Source organism: Bilifractor sp. HCP3S3_D3, assembly GCF_052063915.1.
Lineage (GTDB): Bacteria > Bacillota > Clostridia > Lachnospirales > Lachnospiraceae > Bilifractor.
This window is the reverse complement of sequence record NZ_JBQHWP010000009.1, coordinates 42,784-57,742: the sequence shown is the minus strand read 5'-3', so window position 1 is coordinate 57,742 and position 14,959 is coordinate 42,784. Positions and strand designations below refer to the sequence as shown.

The following is a 14,959-nucleotide window of genomic DNA, read 5'->3' as shown; positions in this document are numbered from 1 at the left end:
AGAAAGACTATCGCAGGTGAGAGAGGCCTCCGGTAATGAGGCGGGTATTTCAAATGCGGTAGTCATTTTATATGATTGTCGATGAAGGGGAAACCATGAAAAATATTACGGAAATCATCAATCAGTTCGACTCGCTGGTCTGGGGCATTCCCATGCTTGTGCTGTTGCTTGGAACAGGCGTTTTCCTGAGTATTCGTCTTCGCTTCATGCAGTTTCGCAAGTTCGGATATATCATGAAGAAGACTGTCGGACAGCTGTTCGTTCGCAAGGAGAATCAAAATGGAAGTCTGACCCCGGTACAGGCGCTCAGCACGGCGCTGGCGGGAACAGTCGGAACCGGAAATATCGCCGGCGTTGCGGGTGCGATCGCAATTGGCGGGCCGGGCGCTATTTTCTGGATGTGGATAGCGGCTCTGTTTGGAATGTGTACGAAATACTCGGAGATTCTGCTTGCCGTTCATTTCCGCAAGAAGAACAGCAATGGAGATTTTGTGGGCGGTCCGATGTACTATATCCAGAACGGACTCGGTGCCAGATGGCACTGGCTGGCAGTTCTGTTCTGTGTTTTCGGCTCTATAGCCGCGATCGGTACAGGAAATATGACCCAGATCAATACCATCGTTACCTCGATCGGAGCAGTTGTCACATCCTTCCAGCCGAACCTTCCTGCGGGAGACCTTCAGGCGCTTTATATGGTGATCGGTATTATTGGAGCGGTCCTGACCATTCTCGTATTGTTCGGAGGTATGCAGCGAATCGGAAGCGTAACCGAAAAACTGGTTCCGGTGATGGCACTTGTATACATTGTGGCGGCACTGGTCGTGGTTCTGGGAAATGCCGGCATGATCGGATCTGTATTTTCCGATATTTTCAGGGGTGCCTTTGATCCGAAATCCATCAGCGGCGGGCTTGCAGGTGTAGCGGTTCAGCAGGCAGTGAAGGCCGGATTCGGAAGAGGTATTTTCTCGAATGAGGCCGGACTTGGAACGGCACCGATTGCGCATGCGGCTGCAGATGTCGAGCATCCGGTTCAGCAGGGAATGTATGGTGTATTTGAAGTTTTTGCGGATACCATCGTTATCTGTACGCTGACAGCGCTTGCGATCCTGATATCCGGCAAGGCCGAGGCCTTTTATGGAAAGACCGCAGGAACGGATCTGACCATTATGGCGTTTGGAACAGTGCTTGGAACAAAGCTGGCAGCCATTGTAATCGCCGTATGTATTGCCATGTTCGCCTATTCGACATTGCTTTCCTGGAGCCTTTATGGGAGCAGATGTTTTGAATTTATTTTCGGAACGACCGGTTCAAAGGTATATCAGGCGATCTATGTAATCTTCGTTGTGGTCGGAGCAAATGTAAAGCTGGGACTTGCCTGGACGATTGCGGACGCCTCGAACGCACTCATGGCGTTTCCAAACCTGATTGCCGTGCTTCTGCTTTCTCCGGTTGTTGTTCAGCTCACGCGTGAATATAAAGGGATGAATTAACGAGCGTGCGTTTCTGATTTCGTGACAGATTTTCGATATTCCCTGGGTGTGCAACCGTATTTTTTGCGAAAGACATTCTGAAAATAGGACTGTGAGGAGAAGCACAGATATTCGCTTATCTCACTGATCGTTTTATCGGTGTAGCGCAGAAGGCTTCTGGCCTCCTCCAGTTTCCGCCGCATGATATAGGAACTGATATGGAATCCAAGCTCTTTTTTGAATTTTCTGGAGAGAGTACTTCGGTCCATTTTCAGTTCCTTTGCTATATCACTGACAGATATGTTTCGATTGATATGATTCGAGATAAACTGAATGGCGCGAAAGACATCCGTTGACATACCGCTGGGAATTTTCGCGTCAGAAACTCTTCTGGTGAAATCCATTGTCGCTGTTGCGGTTAACAGCGTGATAGCTGTGGCATCTGTCATACGCTCCGCTTCCTGAATGTAGGAATCGGAGAGCTGATAGGCAGTTTCAATATCGAGACCTCCGGAGATTGCGTGACGAGTCATAAGCGCAATAGTGATGATAAAGATATTCTTCGATTGCCGCAGGGAATCCTGAGCGACAGAACCGATGTCAAGCGGTGGAACCGTTTTCATGAAATCCTTCAGGCCATTCAAATCTCCCCGTTCGACAAATCCATAGTAGGCCTGCTCAAAAAAGTAGGTATCATGATAATGCTGTTCCTCCTTGCGCTCATAGAGCAACCTGGAGTGTACATTTCCTATTTCTTCTTCCCTTTCATGATTTACAATTCCAAACCGTGCAAAGATGTCAATGTCGTTTCCGGTCAGCTCTGTATAGATTAATGCAAGGATATTCAGAAACTGATCCAGAGAGAAAAGAGGCGTCTGATGAAAAAAATCTATGATCTGAAGCCGCATCTGCACCGGGAGGCTGTAAGCGGAAATGAGATGATCAATTGCCTCGTCACCTAAGGGTATTGAGCAGACCGGACCTAAAACGACAGACTCACCGGTCTCCGGGTTTCTGCAGAAGCCAAAATAGGCAAATTCTTTTGTCGTCAGATAAAGAAGATTATCTTGTGCAGAGAGCAATTGGTCCTTATAATGCTCCAGATAATCATCCGGAAGGCTGAGAGAAGGATAAACAGCCTTCAGATTACTCTTTACGTAATAGTGGGTCGGCACATAGGTGGCATGATAAATCATGTTTAGCTTTTGTTCAAAATCTATGTTCATTAATGAAGCCTTTCTTTTATCTTCTGTAGATTTTCATGTTTAAAGATATTCAGACTGCTATATTTTGATTCTTCGATATTTCAATGATTTGCTTCTTATCCGTAATAAGTTTCTTCCGATAATGCCTTAATTTTACAATATATCATCACAATTTTACAATAAAAAGGGCTATTTTCCTGTTAGACTGTTCATAAAAGAACCGTTATGGGGCCCGGCCAGCTCGGATATCGATGTTTTACAGGAGGAGATTATGGGAAAGAAAATGGCACTTGGTAAGGACGCGATGGGAATTCAGAAAACTATGCGCTTTAAGGATTATCTGGGAGATGGAATCGGTCAGCTTCCTTTAAATGCGGTTTCCTGTCTGGTGGGACAACTGACGTATTTCTATACGGATAAAGTGGGACTTGCAGCGGCAGCGGTGGCAACCATGCTCGTTATCGCTAAGATTATAGATGCGTTTACGGATTTGATCATGGGAAAGATTATGGATGATGTTACTTTCAGGGATGGAAAAGCCAGGCCATGGTTTCGGATCATGGCGATTCCGATAGCGGCAATTATTGTCTTGCTCTTCACGGTTCCCACGAAGGCATCCAGGGGTGTTCAGTCCGGTTATGTGCTGATCACAAACATCCTGTGCAGCGCAGTCATCTATACAGCGATTGCCATCCCCTACGGCGCTATGATTGCCATGCGCACGGAGAGCAGCGAGGAGCGTGGAAAGATGGGAATATACCGCGCAGTCTTCGGATATGTGGTCGGCATGATTATATCGATCGGTCTGATACCGATCACGAATCTTCTGGGAGGGACCCAGGCGGCATGGATCAAAGTGGCAGCTGTTTTTTCAATTCTTTCCTTCATCAGCATGGTCGTTTTATACAAATCATCAAAAGAGACGGTCGCAGAGAGTAGGAAGGAAGAGGATGCGGAGAGCACAGAGGGCCCTGACAAACTAGCTTTTGCACAGTCAATCAAGCTTTTATTCCAGAATAAATATTGGGTGATTATGTTGATTGCCAATCTTTTGATGAATATTTCCTACGGACTCTCTACTTCCGGAGGAACCTTTTACGCAAAGTATATCCTTGGCAACGACAACATTGTCGCGCTTTTGGGCGCTGTCGGTCTGATTCCAACCTTTGCGGGCTTTATACTTGTTGGTCCGATGACGAAGAAATTAGGAATGGCAAAGACCTGCCTGACCGGCTGTATCATTGGTATTGCCGGCTGTATCTATCGTGTATTCACCCCATACAGCCTGATTTCCTGTCTGGTGGGTGGAAGCATGGTTACCTTTGCGAACATTCCAATCATGTGTCTGACCAGTGCACTGGTAAATAACTGTGTTGAGTACAATGACTGGAAGTTCGGACATAAGCTGGTCGGGATGAGCAATTCAGCATCATCCTTCGGGTCCAAAATCGGATCAGGTATCGGAGGATCATTGATAGGGTGGATCCTGGGTGCGTGTGGATTTATTTCAGGCGCGGCAGCGGCAGAACAGCCGTCAGCGGTTACTGCAGGAATCTTTACGTTTTCTATCTATATTCCGCTGGCTCTTTTGATCGGAATGACAATTCTGTTTAAAATGTACGACCTGGAGAAAATTTATTCGAAGATCGTGACAGAACTTGCTGAGAGAAAGAAAAAAGCTGTGAAATAAGAATTTACGTAAGAATAATTTCAGAACAGAAATTTTCGAACCCGGACAACAAAGCTTAATTAGTCAAAAGAATGCTGCAAGTTTGAGGATAGCGCAGGAAAGGGTGTAATAATTACATGGACAAATACACAGAGGAAATGAGAAACCTGAAAATAAGACAGATTCTGGATGAGATGTCTCTGGAAGACAAGATTGCCCTCTGTTCCGGCAAGGATTTCTGGCATACAAAGGCATTTGAACAATACGGAATTCCATCTATTATGATGACGGACGGTCCTCACGGTCTTCGAAAACAGAGTGAGGAAGCGGATATGCTCGGCATCAATCAATCGGAACCGGCCACTTGTTTTCCTACAGCTGTGACGCTGGGGGAATCGTGGAACCGGGATCTGATTCGTCAGGTAGCTGAGGCGATCGGAGAAGAAGCACGTGCGTATGATGTCTCTGTCGTTCTGGGTCCTGGTATCAATATCAAGAGAAATCCGCTGTGTGGGAGAAACTTTGAGTATTTTTCAGAGGATCCATTTGCAGCCGGGGAAATGGGGGCCGCCTATGTAGAGGGTATGCAGTCGACCGGAACGGGATGCAGCCTGAAGCATTTTGCAGCAAATAATCAGGAATACAAGAGATTTTCTTCGGATTCTCAGATCGATGAGCGTACACTCCGTGAGATCTATCTGGCCGGTTTTGAAAGAGTGGTCCGGAATGCGCAGCCTAAAACTGTCATGTGTTCCTATAACAAAATCAATGGAGTCTATAACTCGGACAATTATCATCTCCTGACAGAAATTCTGCGGGAAGAGTGGAAATTCAAGGGAATGGTTGTCACCGACTGGGGCGCAATGAATGACAGAGCAAACGGTTTTTCTGCCGGATGTGATCTTTCTATGCCCGGAGGTGCGATATCGGTAGATGAAGAAGCCATGCATGCGATTCGTGAAGGGAGGCTTAGTGAGGATAGTGTAGATCGCTGTGCTGCACGGGTGCTAAAACTGGTGTTCGACATGCAGAAAAATCGGGAGCAGTATCAGGAGACAATTACGCAAACAGAAAACTCACGGGGCTTTGATGAGACAAAACACCACGAGCTCGCCAGAAAAGCAGCTGAAGAAGGAATTGTTCTGTTGAAAAACGAAAACCATGTTCTGCCGTTGAACGGCGGTGAGAAGATTCTGATTCTTGGACATATGGCGAAGGATGGACGTTACCAGGGAGCCGGAAGCAGTCATATCCATCCGACAATGCAGGATCAGTTTCTGCCCATGATGCCGGAAGCGGATTATCTGGAAGTGGTAGATGAAAAGGGACACCTGCTCGAAGGTGCACTTGACGCGATTGACCAGACAGCCGGAAAGTATGATAAGGTTATCGTCTTTGCCGGCCTGCCTTCTCAATATGAGTCGGAAGGATTTGACCGTGATACACTGGATCTGCCGGTCGGACATAAGCGGATGATAGATGAAGCAACCTTACATCACGCTCACGTGGTTTTTGTTCTGATGGGTGGAAGCGTGATGGAAATTCCGTATCAGGACCGGGCGGAGGGAATTGTATATGCCGGGTTGTCAGGACAGGCTTCAGGATCTGCTATCTATGATGTTCTTACCGGAGCGGTAAATCCAAGCGGAAAACTGACAGAAACCTGGGTTCGTTCCCTGAAGGATGTGCCGTCTTACGGCTACTATGCCGGGGTTCGCAAGAACGCCCAGTATCGGGAGGGAATCTATGTCGGTTACCGGTATTATGACAAAGCGGGGGTAAGTGTGAATTTTCCGTTTGGGTTCGGGCTGAGCTACACAGATTTCGTTTATTCTGATTTGAAGATTTTAGAGACTGATAAAGCAGAATATCAATACGAGGTATCTGTCAGCATCAAAAATACAGGAAGCAATCCGGGTGCGGAAATTGTACAGCTCTATATCGGAAATCCACAGGATGGAATTTTTCGGGCAATCAAAGAATTAAAAGGATTTGAAAAGGTTTATCTGGAGCCGGGTGAGGAAAAAACGGTGACCATGATGCTGGATGCGAGGAGCTTTGCTGTATTTCAGGATAAATTTATTATCCCTTCCGGGAACTATACGGTTATGGTAGGGGCGTCTTCCGCAGACATACGTCTGAAGAAGAGTCTAATAATAGAAGGGGTAACTCTTCGCACCGAGAATAGGTTGAAGGGAAGCTGGTATGAAGCGCCTGCAGGGCATCCTTCTCTGAAGGACTGGAGTCTTTTATTGGGAAGAGAGGTTAAAGAGGATCGGTCCCCTGTGAAGGGAGAGTTCACATCCGGAAATACACTCAGTGAGATGAAGGACTTCAGCTTTATCGCGCGTAAAATGTGTGAAATGATTGAAAAACAGATTGCGAAGAAAATGGGAATGAAGCCGGACTATTCCAATCCCGAATTCCGAATGATGGTATCATCTACCGTGGATTGTTCTCTGCATGGAATGATTGTCAATTCCGGTGGAGCCTTTCCAAAGAAGATTGCGGATATGATCCTTGCAGAGGCAAATCATGGAAAAGCAGGAGCATTTATGGCTTTAATCAGAAAAGAACACAGGGTTTAATTTTGGAGGGAAATGGGGATGAAAGCAATCAGACTTAGAACGGAATACTTGACGAATCCGATGGGCATTGATATCCGTCGTCCGCGTTTATCCTGGAATTGTGAGGTCGGACGCAGACAGACAGCATACCGGATTCGGGCAGAAAAAGAAGGGAGACTTATATGGGATTCCGGAAAAGTTTGCTCTGACCGGATGCATTTGATTCCCTGGGAAGGCGACCAACTGCATAGCAGGGATTCTGTCCTGTGGACGGTGCAGCTTTGGGATGAGGAGGATAGAGCCGGAGAGATCAGCGAAGAGGCTTTTTTTGAAATCGGTCTAGCTTCAGCGACCTGTTGGAAGGCGAAATGGATCACCGGAAATTATAAGGTGAATAAGAAGGAACGTTATCCGGTCGATTGCTTCCGAAAGGAATTTACCTGCAGACGGGCGGTGAAGAAGGCAAGACTCTACATCACTGCCTGCGGTCTCTATGAGGCCAGGATTGACGGCGTAAAAGTGGGTGATTTTTATATGGCACCCGGTTATACGGATTACAGGAAGCGTGTGCAGTATCAGACTTATGATGTCACAGATATGCTTTCAGTGGATTCTCATATCCTGGATGTAGATCTGGCTGACGGATGGTATCGCGGAAGTTGCGGTGCTTATGGATTGAAGAATCAGTACGGGAGTGAGACAAAGCTTCTGGCGCAGATGGAGATCTGTTATGAGGACGGCTCATCGGATGTGATCGGAACAGATGCAGGCTGGAAATGGTCCGATCAGGGCCCGGTCCGTTTTGCAGACAATAAGGATGGGGAAATTGTGGATGCTCGTATGGATGCTTTTGCAGATTCTTCCTATGTTGGGTATGCAAAGCTGACAAGCCATGAGGTACTTCCGACCTGCTCCAATAATGTGCCGGTTACGAAACATGAGACCTTTCATCCACTTATCACGACTGCGCCAAACGGAAAGAAGCTCTTGGATTTTGGACAGAATCTTGCCGGAATTATCTCTTTCCGTGTTCACGCAGAGAACGGTCAGAGGATGGTGTGGCGTTTTGGAGAAATGCTGGATGAGGAGGGAAATCTGACGCTCGCCAATATTCAGCTCACGAGAAAAAAACGGACTACCCCCCTGCAGAAGATCGAATTTACTTGTAAAAACGGATGGAATGAATATGAGTCCCGTTTTACAGTTTTCGGATTTCGATACGCGGAGGTGGAAGGCGATGTGGAGCTGGATCCGGAGAACATTGTCTCCATTGCCGTCTATTCCGATATGAAGACGGTCGGAAGCTTTAAATGCTCAGATCTGCTGTTGAACCGTTTTTATCAGGCAACAATGTGGTCTGCCAAGAGCAACCATCTGGATATTCCGACTGATTGTCCGACCAGAGAACGTCACGGTTGGACAGGAGATGCGCAGATTTTTTTTGAAACCGCAGCGTATATGATGGACTTTGCCAGCTTCTCTAAAAAATGGCTGCATGATGTCTTTGACTGGCAGAAGAAAGACGGCTGCCTGCCGCATATCGTGCCCGACGGAGGCGCTGATTCTTATATGCGATCGATGAACGGATCGGTGGGATGGGCCGATGTCGGAATCCTGATGCCCTACCGTTATGCAAAGATGTTCGGCGATAAAAGCATTCTGGAAGAGTTCTATGACGGCATGGCAAGGTATGCCCGTTTCATGGAAAAGCGGATGGGCGTGAATCACTCACCTTTAGCAGAAAAGATCAGACTTTCCCCAGAAAACCGGAAATATCTGGTTAATAAGGGACAAAGCTATGGGGAATGGGCGGAGCCTGAGGATGTATGTGCTTTCCGGTGGCAGGATTTCGTTACTCCCCACCCGGAGGTATCGACTGCCTATACCGCATATGTACTTCGTCTGATGGCGAACATTGCCAGGATACTCGGACACGATAGAGATGCCGGAGAGTTTATGCGCAGCAGCAATGGATGCCGCAGAGCATATCAGGAGCTAGTCAGCGGAGGAAAATACAGTCTGGATACGGACCGCCAGGCACAACTCGTCAGACCTCTTGCTTTTAATCTTTTGAATGAAGAACAGACAGAATTTGCCAAGAAACGGCTGATCAAAGCGTTGGACCATTATGACTGGAGACTTGGAACCGGATTCCTTTCTACTCCGTTAATTCTGGACGTGCTTACAGAGATTGATGTCAAGTATGCGTACCGTCTTCTGGAGAACGAAGATATTCCGGGATGGCTTTCTATGCCGAAGAATGGGGCCACAACCATCTGGGAGGCATGGGAAGGACCTGCGTCAAAGCAGGGAGGGATCGGATCCCTGAACCATTATTCCAAGGGAGCAGTTTGTGCGTGGCTGTTCCGCACGATGTGTGGAATTTCCGTGAACGGAAGAAACTCCTTCCGGATTGCGCCCAAGCCGGGCGGGAGATGCAGCTTCGCGGAGAGCAGCTATGACAGCGTGTACGGGCTGGTCTCCTGCCGCTGGGAAAAGGATGCAGAAGGAAATTATCATTACACGATCCAGGTACCGGCAAATACAACAGCAACCGTGGAACTTCCAGGAAGGGAAGCCTTCATAGCTGAGGCCGGATGCTGGCAGTATTAAGAAGTGAGTATGTATCACTGCACAGTACTATAATCCTTCCGGAGCAGAAGTTTGTCAGAGAGGTTAAGATGCTGCCAATTGAAAAAACAGCTTGAAAAAACAGCTTGCTAATTTGGTAAAAGTGCAATAAAATATAACTGTTTCAGAAATGAATCTATGAGATTTACCTAAAGAGTTAAAGAGTTATAGAGTATACGCACTGGAGTTGGATGGAGTCAGTCGAAAAGCGATAGAAAAAGACTATCGTCTATTGACTGACTTTTTCGTTTGCTTCCACAAAGCAGCGGACAAGGGAGGTTTTTACAATTATGGCAAAGTATGTGATGGCACTGGACTCGGGTACCACAAGCAACCGTTGTATTCTGTTCAACAGCAGAGGTGAAATCTGCAGTATGGCGCAGAAGGAATTCATGCAGTACTTCCCTCAGCCGGGCTGGGTGGAGCATGATGCCAATGAGATCTGGCAGAGTCAGCTGCAGGTAGCGCGTGAAGCGATGCGGAAGATTGATGCCGCGCCAGAGGAAATTGCGGCAATTGGCATTACGAATCAGCGTGAAACAACAATTTTGTGGGACCGCAGAACCGGGCAGCCGATCAGCCACGCAATTGTCTGGCAGTGCCGCCGTACCGCTGATTTCACAGAAAATCTGAGAGTGAACCGCCCGGAAATTGTCGATATATTCAAGAAGAAAACGGGGCTCATTATCGATCCGTATTTTTCCGGTACAAAAATCCGCTGGATTCTGGATCATGTCGAAGGTGCCCGGGAGATGGCGGAGAAGGGAGATCTCTGCTTCGGGACCGTGGACAGCTGGCTGATCTACAAGCTGACCAAGGGAAAGGTTCATGTGACGGATTATTCCAACGCATCCCGTACGCTCCTGTTCAATATCAACACGCTGAAGTGGGATGAGGAGCTCTGCGACATTCTGGACATCCCCATGAGTATTCTTCCTGAGGCGAAACCGTCAAGCTGCATATACGGAGAGACGGACAAAGAATTTTTCGGTGCACCGGTTCTGATTGCGGGAGCAGCGGGAGATCAGCAGGCTGCGCTGTTCGGACAGACCTGTTTCCAACCCGGTGAGGCAAAAAATACCTATGGTACCGGCTGCTTTATGCTGATGAACGTAGGGGATAAGCCGGTATATTCCGAAAACGGGCTTCTGACGACGATTGCTTGGGGGCTGGACGGGAAAGTGGATTATGCCCTTGAAGGATCTGTCTACGTAGCAGGAGCTGCGATTCAATGGCTTCGCGATGAACTGAAGATTGTTGATTCCTCACCGGATTCTGAATATTTTGCGACAAGAGTCCCGGACACGAATGGATGCTATGTGGTTCCTGCTTTTACCGGACTCGGAGCTCCGTACTGGGATCCGTACGCCCGCGGCGCCATAACAGGGCTGACCCGAGGCGTAAACAAATATCATATCATCCGGGCAACGCTGGAATCTCTGGCTTTCCAGACCAGTGATGTGCTTCACGCGATGGAGCTGGATTCGGGAATTCATCTGTCTTCGCTAAAGGTGGACGGCGGCGCAAGCATGAATAATTTCCTGATGCAGTTTCAGTCCGATATCATCAACACACCGGTGAGACGCCCGGTATGCGTCGAAACGACGGCCATGGGCGCCGCTTACCTCGCAGGGCTCGCAACAGGCTTCTGGAGCAGCAGAGACGATGTCATGCATAACTGGTCCATAGACCGTGAATTCCGGCCTCAGATGGACGATGAGACCCGTACAAGAGAACTGAAGGGATGGAAGCAGGCCGTCCGTTCGACGCTCGGATGGGCCAAGGATACAGAATAAGGATCGGGAAGTACGAAACACGGAGCAATCCGTGACTTTTACAGTATTTGATAAGTATTTGGCACAAGGTATCGTACGTTTGTTCGGTATCATCGCGATTATAAATCAGGTACCGGTTGCTTCTCTGATAAAAGGCTGTATAATGATAGCTATATCAGCAGCTATCATGACATCGGATATTTCACATATCATTTGACATGTGCGGCCTTGTGCCTGTCGTCTTTTACATCTATCATTTGACTTGTGTGGCTTCATGCCGGTCGTCTTTTGCATCTATTATTTGACATGTGCGGCTTCATGCCGGTCGGCCAGCATGATGTGTTTGCGTTAAAGCTGTAATAAAAGAATTTTTTGCCGGAGGAAATAAGATATGGCAGATCTGAAGGATTGGTCTTTGCATTACAATGGAAAATTTTTTTGGGTGCGCGGATATGTGTACCGTAAGTATGACGTAAACGACGGAACACCCGTGACAACATCCGCAATTATTCGTGTGGACAAGGATAAGGACGGGCTGGATATTTATACCGGACATTCTTATTACAGATGCGATTATGAGCTGCATGCGCAGGACAGGAACGACCTTTCTTATGAAAAACTTCTTCCTGGAATTGTAAAATCAAACGCAATACCTGCAGATGTCCGGTCAGCTGCAGCAGAGGAAAGAGATCGCATAGAACGGGAAAAAAGAAACCACAGATAATCAATAGAATGGGAAAAAGAAACCGCAGATATGCATTGGATAACGCAGATCATTCGATGAGGCAGATCATTGCTCATAAGGACACATAGGAGTATTAATTTCCGGAAAAGGGATATAAAGTGTCGCAAAATTGTTATTTTGCGACACTTTATATCCCTGTCTGTCTTCTCTCATTCTCATCTTTATCCAGATTTTTCGCCTTATCTGACGTGGTATTCTGATGTGATTTGGTATTCAGGAAGTCAGCTACGCATCGCAAAGCCGAAAGGATTTCATTTATGAAATACAACGAAGAAGTCGATATTCTCACCATGGAGAAAATCAATGATCTATTGACAGAGCTTCCGCAATATGTAAAAAACTACATCAGCAACCTTGCTGCGGGAAGCAAATCACGGCGGACGATTCTGAATTATCTGTATGACATTCGCGGGTTCCTGACGTTTACGGCGAATGCTCAAGGTATTGATCTCATGGATCTTACGGCGGATACGCTCGGACAGCTGAATAATTTTGATTTCGATGATTATTTCGGCAGCTTCCGCACCGGAAAATCCGAAGGCAAGGCCAGAAAGCTTGCGGCGCTCCGTTCCTTTTATAAATTTTTGAAATCATACGGCTTTATTGCGCACAATCCGCTCGCTGAGTACAGCATTGAGCTGAAACAAAAAAAAGATCCCAGGCGGGATCTGCAGTTTATGAGTACGGAGGAAGTGAATCAGGTGATGGCCGGGGTGACGACCGGAAGCTCGCTGTCATCGGAACACCAGAAGAAATGCAACCGGGAAAATCAGTACCGTGACACTGCCCTCTTCACTCTCATGCTGAACACAGGGATCCGTCTCTCGGAGTGTGTGGGAATTGATCTTACGGATATCCTGTGGGAGGAACATAAGCTTGTGATCCACCGCAAGGGAGGGATTGATGATATCGTCTTCCTGAATGAGAATGCGGAAAGTGCTCTGCATGATTATATACGCTATGAGCGTCCGGAGGATGCAGACGATCCGGCGCTTTTTCTTTCCAATCAGAAGCGGAGAATTACACCGAGATCAGTGCAGAGGATCGTGAAGAAATACACGGAATCGGTTGTTCCGGACAAGAATATTCATGTCCATTCTCTTCGGAAAACCTTCGGAGACAACCTCTATCAGGCCACCCACGACATCAAGCTGACGCAGCAGGCGCTGAATCACTCGGATATCAGCGTAACGGCCGCCCACTATATCACCGACAACGCGGAGAACAAGAAGACGGCCGTTGAGATTATTCAGGACGTATATAGGGAAGACTCCAAAACCTGAATGATATTAGAGCGCAATTGAGAGCATTGCCGGCACATCCCTTTGGGCTGTGCCGGCGGCTTCGCCGCACCGGAATATTGATCACGGCTTATGGCTTATTTATTATTCTTGACAGAAAGACAACTGCCTGAGACCTTGTACAGAAATTATCGGTCCCGAAAGCGCCGGGTGCTGTGCCGTTTGTGATGCCATTCGCCACTGCCCAGTTGACGGCATCGTAACAGTAGCTTCCATTCTTCACGTCACTGAAATTACAGGCCACATTTTTGCTTCCGCCGCCTGCGGCGCGGTACAGGAAAGTGATGATCTCGCCTCTGGTGCAGCTGCGGTTTGGGCTGAAGGTATTTGCGCCGGTTCCGGCCGCAATGCCATGAGCGGCCGCCCAGTTTACTGCCTTATACCAGTAATCTCCCGGGTTGTTGTCCGCAAATCCTGCGTCCGGAGCATTTTCACCGTTTCCAAGGGCACGATACAGGAAGGTGATGATCTGCCCTCTTGTGCAGTATTTTCCGGGCCCGAAGGATGTAGGACTGATTCCCGATGTAATGCCCTTATTCACCGCCCAGTACACGGCGTCATAATAGTTTGAGGACGGGTCCGTCACATCGTTAAAGAGCACCTGAATGGTCTTTTCGCCGACGGTATTGCTGCCATCGTTTGCGGTTGCCTGGATAACGGCGGTTCCCTGTGAGACGCCGGTTATGATTCCATTTTCATCGATAGAGGTGACAGATGGATTTGAGGAGGACCAAGTCACGGACTTATCGGTGGCCTCTTCGGGCGCTACAACAGCAGACATTTGTGTGCTGCTTCCGGCTGCTACGGAAGAATTGCCATTTACGGAGATTGCAGATGCCGCGACCTTACAATTGCTGCCGAAATATACATAGCCCAGAAAATCTCCTGCCCTGGAGGATTCTGCTTCAGCCCTCGATACTTCAAAAATGCCACAGTGTCCGGCATTTGCAGGTACGTCGGAACGCCCGCCCTCGCTGATGGTCAGCGTATCTCCATTCACCTTTTCCACAACCGCGATGTGGTTGGTATAACATGCCAGAGAATATGCCTTTGGTTCGGTACCTCTCGTGAATCCGAACTGGGCGTATACCCAGTCGTACCAGCTGTTTCCGTCATAGATCGTGTTCCCGAGTCCGGTCAACTCCCGTACACGGGCAGAGGCAAACCATGCACAGCCCTCTCCGGTATAAGCATAAGAGCCCCACGTCGGAATCCCCGCAAAGTCTGTATAGGGTGAGCCGCTGATGTCAATCGTCACTCCATCTAATCCGTTATTTGCAATCGTATAATTCTCTGCAGCTTCTACCGTATTCACAGTTCCGGGAAAAATATAACCCGACATTTCCGGAACAGAGACCGTGATTGTCAGCGCCGCAGTCAGACCGGCAACCAAAAATGTTCTCAGTACTTTATTCTTCATACCATTAACCTGTCATTTTTTTATAATTTTTACATCCTGTCTATCATACACCATATTGACACACAAAAGCAACATTATTGTAATAATGTTTGACCCGATAATTACAGATTATTATAAAAAGTATGACAATAAGAAAAACTGCCGTCTGAAATCCATGTGAATTCCAGCGGCAGTTTT

General features: G+C 47.6%; 9 protein-coding genes. 7 read left to right on the top strand and 2 right to left on the bottom strand.

From position 1 onward, the window contains the following. Positions 1-95: 95 nt before the first annotated feature. Complete coding sequence (locus tag ACTNDI_RS06975) at positions 96-1,490, top strand: alanine/glycine:cation symporter family protein (RefSeq protein ID WP_441100170.1); 1,395 nt, start codon at positions 96-98, stop codon at positions 1,488-1,490. On the opposite strand, the gene ACTNDI_RS06970 is transcribed toward ACTNDI_RS06975, so the two are convergent. Continuing rightward, on the bottom strand, positions 1,487-2,695 hold the full coding sequence (locus ACTNDI_RS06970; RefSeq protein WP_441100169.1) for a helix-turn-helix transcriptional regulator: 1,209 nt from the start codon (positions 2,693-2,695) through the stop codon (positions 1,487-1,489). The two genes, ACTNDI_RS06975 and ACTNDI_RS06970, sit on opposite strands and share 4 nt — an antisense overlap. 250 nt (positions 2,696-2,945) lie before the next feature. Here ACTNDI_RS06970 and ACTNDI_RS06965 point away from each other — a divergent pair, with 250 nt between their 5' ends. The 6 genes from ACTNDI_RS06965 (at position 2,946) to ACTNDI_RS06940 (ending at position 13,344) form a co-directional block, all read left to right on the top strand. Next, positions 2,946-4,364: an MFS transporter gene (locus ACTNDI_RS06965; protein ID WP_441100168.1), complete on the top strand. Its 1,419-nt coding sequence runs from the start codon at positions 2,946-2,948 to the stop codon at positions 4,362-4,364. A gap of 116 nt (positions 4,365-4,480) precedes the next feature. Then, positions 4,481-6,931 (top strand): beta-glucosidase family protein, encoded by a 2,451-nt coding sequence (locus ACTNDI_RS06960; RefSeq protein WP_441100167.1) that lies wholly within the window; start codon positions 4,481-4,483, stop codon positions 6,929-6,931. Positions 6,932-6,949: 18 nt separating this feature from the next. After that, complete coding sequence (locus ACTNDI_RS06955; protein ID WP_441100166.1) at positions 6,950-9,523, top strand: family 78 glycoside hydrolase catalytic domain; 2,574 nt, start codon at positions 6,950-6,952, stop codon at positions 9,521-9,523. Positions 9,524-9,831: 308 nt separating this feature from the next. Continuing rightward, positions 9,832-11,337, top strand: coding sequence for a glycerol kinase GlpK (glpK, locus tag ACTNDI_RS06950; RefSeq protein WP_441100165.1), 1,506 nt, complete (start codon positions 9,832-9,834; stop codon positions 11,335-11,337). A 370-nt stretch (positions 11,338-11,707) separates the two neighbouring features. Next, positions 11,708-12,040 carry a hypothetical protein gene (locus tag ACTNDI_RS06945; protein WP_441100164.1) on the top strand — a complete coding sequence of 111 codons (333 nt, stop codon included), beginning with the start codon at positions 11,708-11,710 and terminating at the stop codon, positions 12,038-12,040. A gap of 278 nt (positions 12,041-12,318) precedes the next feature. After that, on the top strand, positions 12,319-13,344 hold the full coding sequence (locus ACTNDI_RS06940) for a tyrosine-type recombinase/integrase (RefSeq protein WP_441100163.1): 1,026 nt from the start codon (positions 12,319-12,321) through the stop codon (positions 13,342-13,344). A gap of 88 nt (positions 13,345-13,432) precedes the next feature. Here the strand turns inward: ACTNDI_RS06940 and ACTNDI_RS06935 are convergent, their stop codons facing one another. Continuing rightward, entirely contained in the window at positions 13,433-14,782 is a 1,350-nt protein-coding gene (locus ACTNDI_RS06935; protein ID WP_441100162.1) for an S-layer homology domain-containing protein, read from the bottom strand. Positions 14,783-14,959 lie beyond the last annotated feature (177 nt).

Excerpts from the sequence above, each read along its gene's own strand:
- glpK (WP_441100165.1), top strand. The coding sequence starts at position 9,832 with ATGGCAAAGTATGTGATGGCACTGGACTCGGGTACCACAAGCAACCGT.
- ACTNDI_RS06975 (WP_441100170.1), top strand. The coding sequence starts at position 96 with ATGAAAAATATTACGGAAATCATCAATCAGTTCGACTCGCTGGTCTGG.
- ACTNDI_RS06955 (WP_441100166.1), top strand. The coding sequence starts at position 6,950 with ATGAAAGCAATCAGACTTAGAACGGAATACTTGACGAATCCGATGGGC.
- ACTNDI_RS06940 (WP_441100163.1), top strand. The coding sequence starts at position 12,319 with ATGAAATACAACGAAGAAGTCGATATTCTCACCATGGAGAAAATCAAT.
- ACTNDI_RS06945 (WP_441100164.1), top strand. The coding sequence starts at position 11,708 with ATGGCAGATCTGAAGGATTGGTCTTTGCATTACAATGGAAAATTTTTT.
- ACTNDI_RS06960 (WP_441100167.1), top strand. The coding sequence starts at position 4,481 with ATGGACAAATACACAGAGGAAATGAGAAACCTGAAAATAAGACAGATT.
- ACTNDI_RS06970 (WP_441100169.1), bottom strand. The coding sequence starts at position 2,695 with ATGAACATAGATTTTGAACAAAAGCTAAACATGATTTATCATGCCACC.
- ACTNDI_RS06965 (WP_441100168.1), top strand. The coding sequence starts at position 2,946 with ATGGGAAAGAAAATGGCACTTGGTAAGGACGCGATGGGAATTCAGAAA.
- ACTNDI_RS06935 (WP_441100162.1), bottom strand. The coding sequence starts at position 14,782 with ATGAAGAATAAAGTACTGAGAACATTTTTGGTTGCCGGTCTGACTGCG.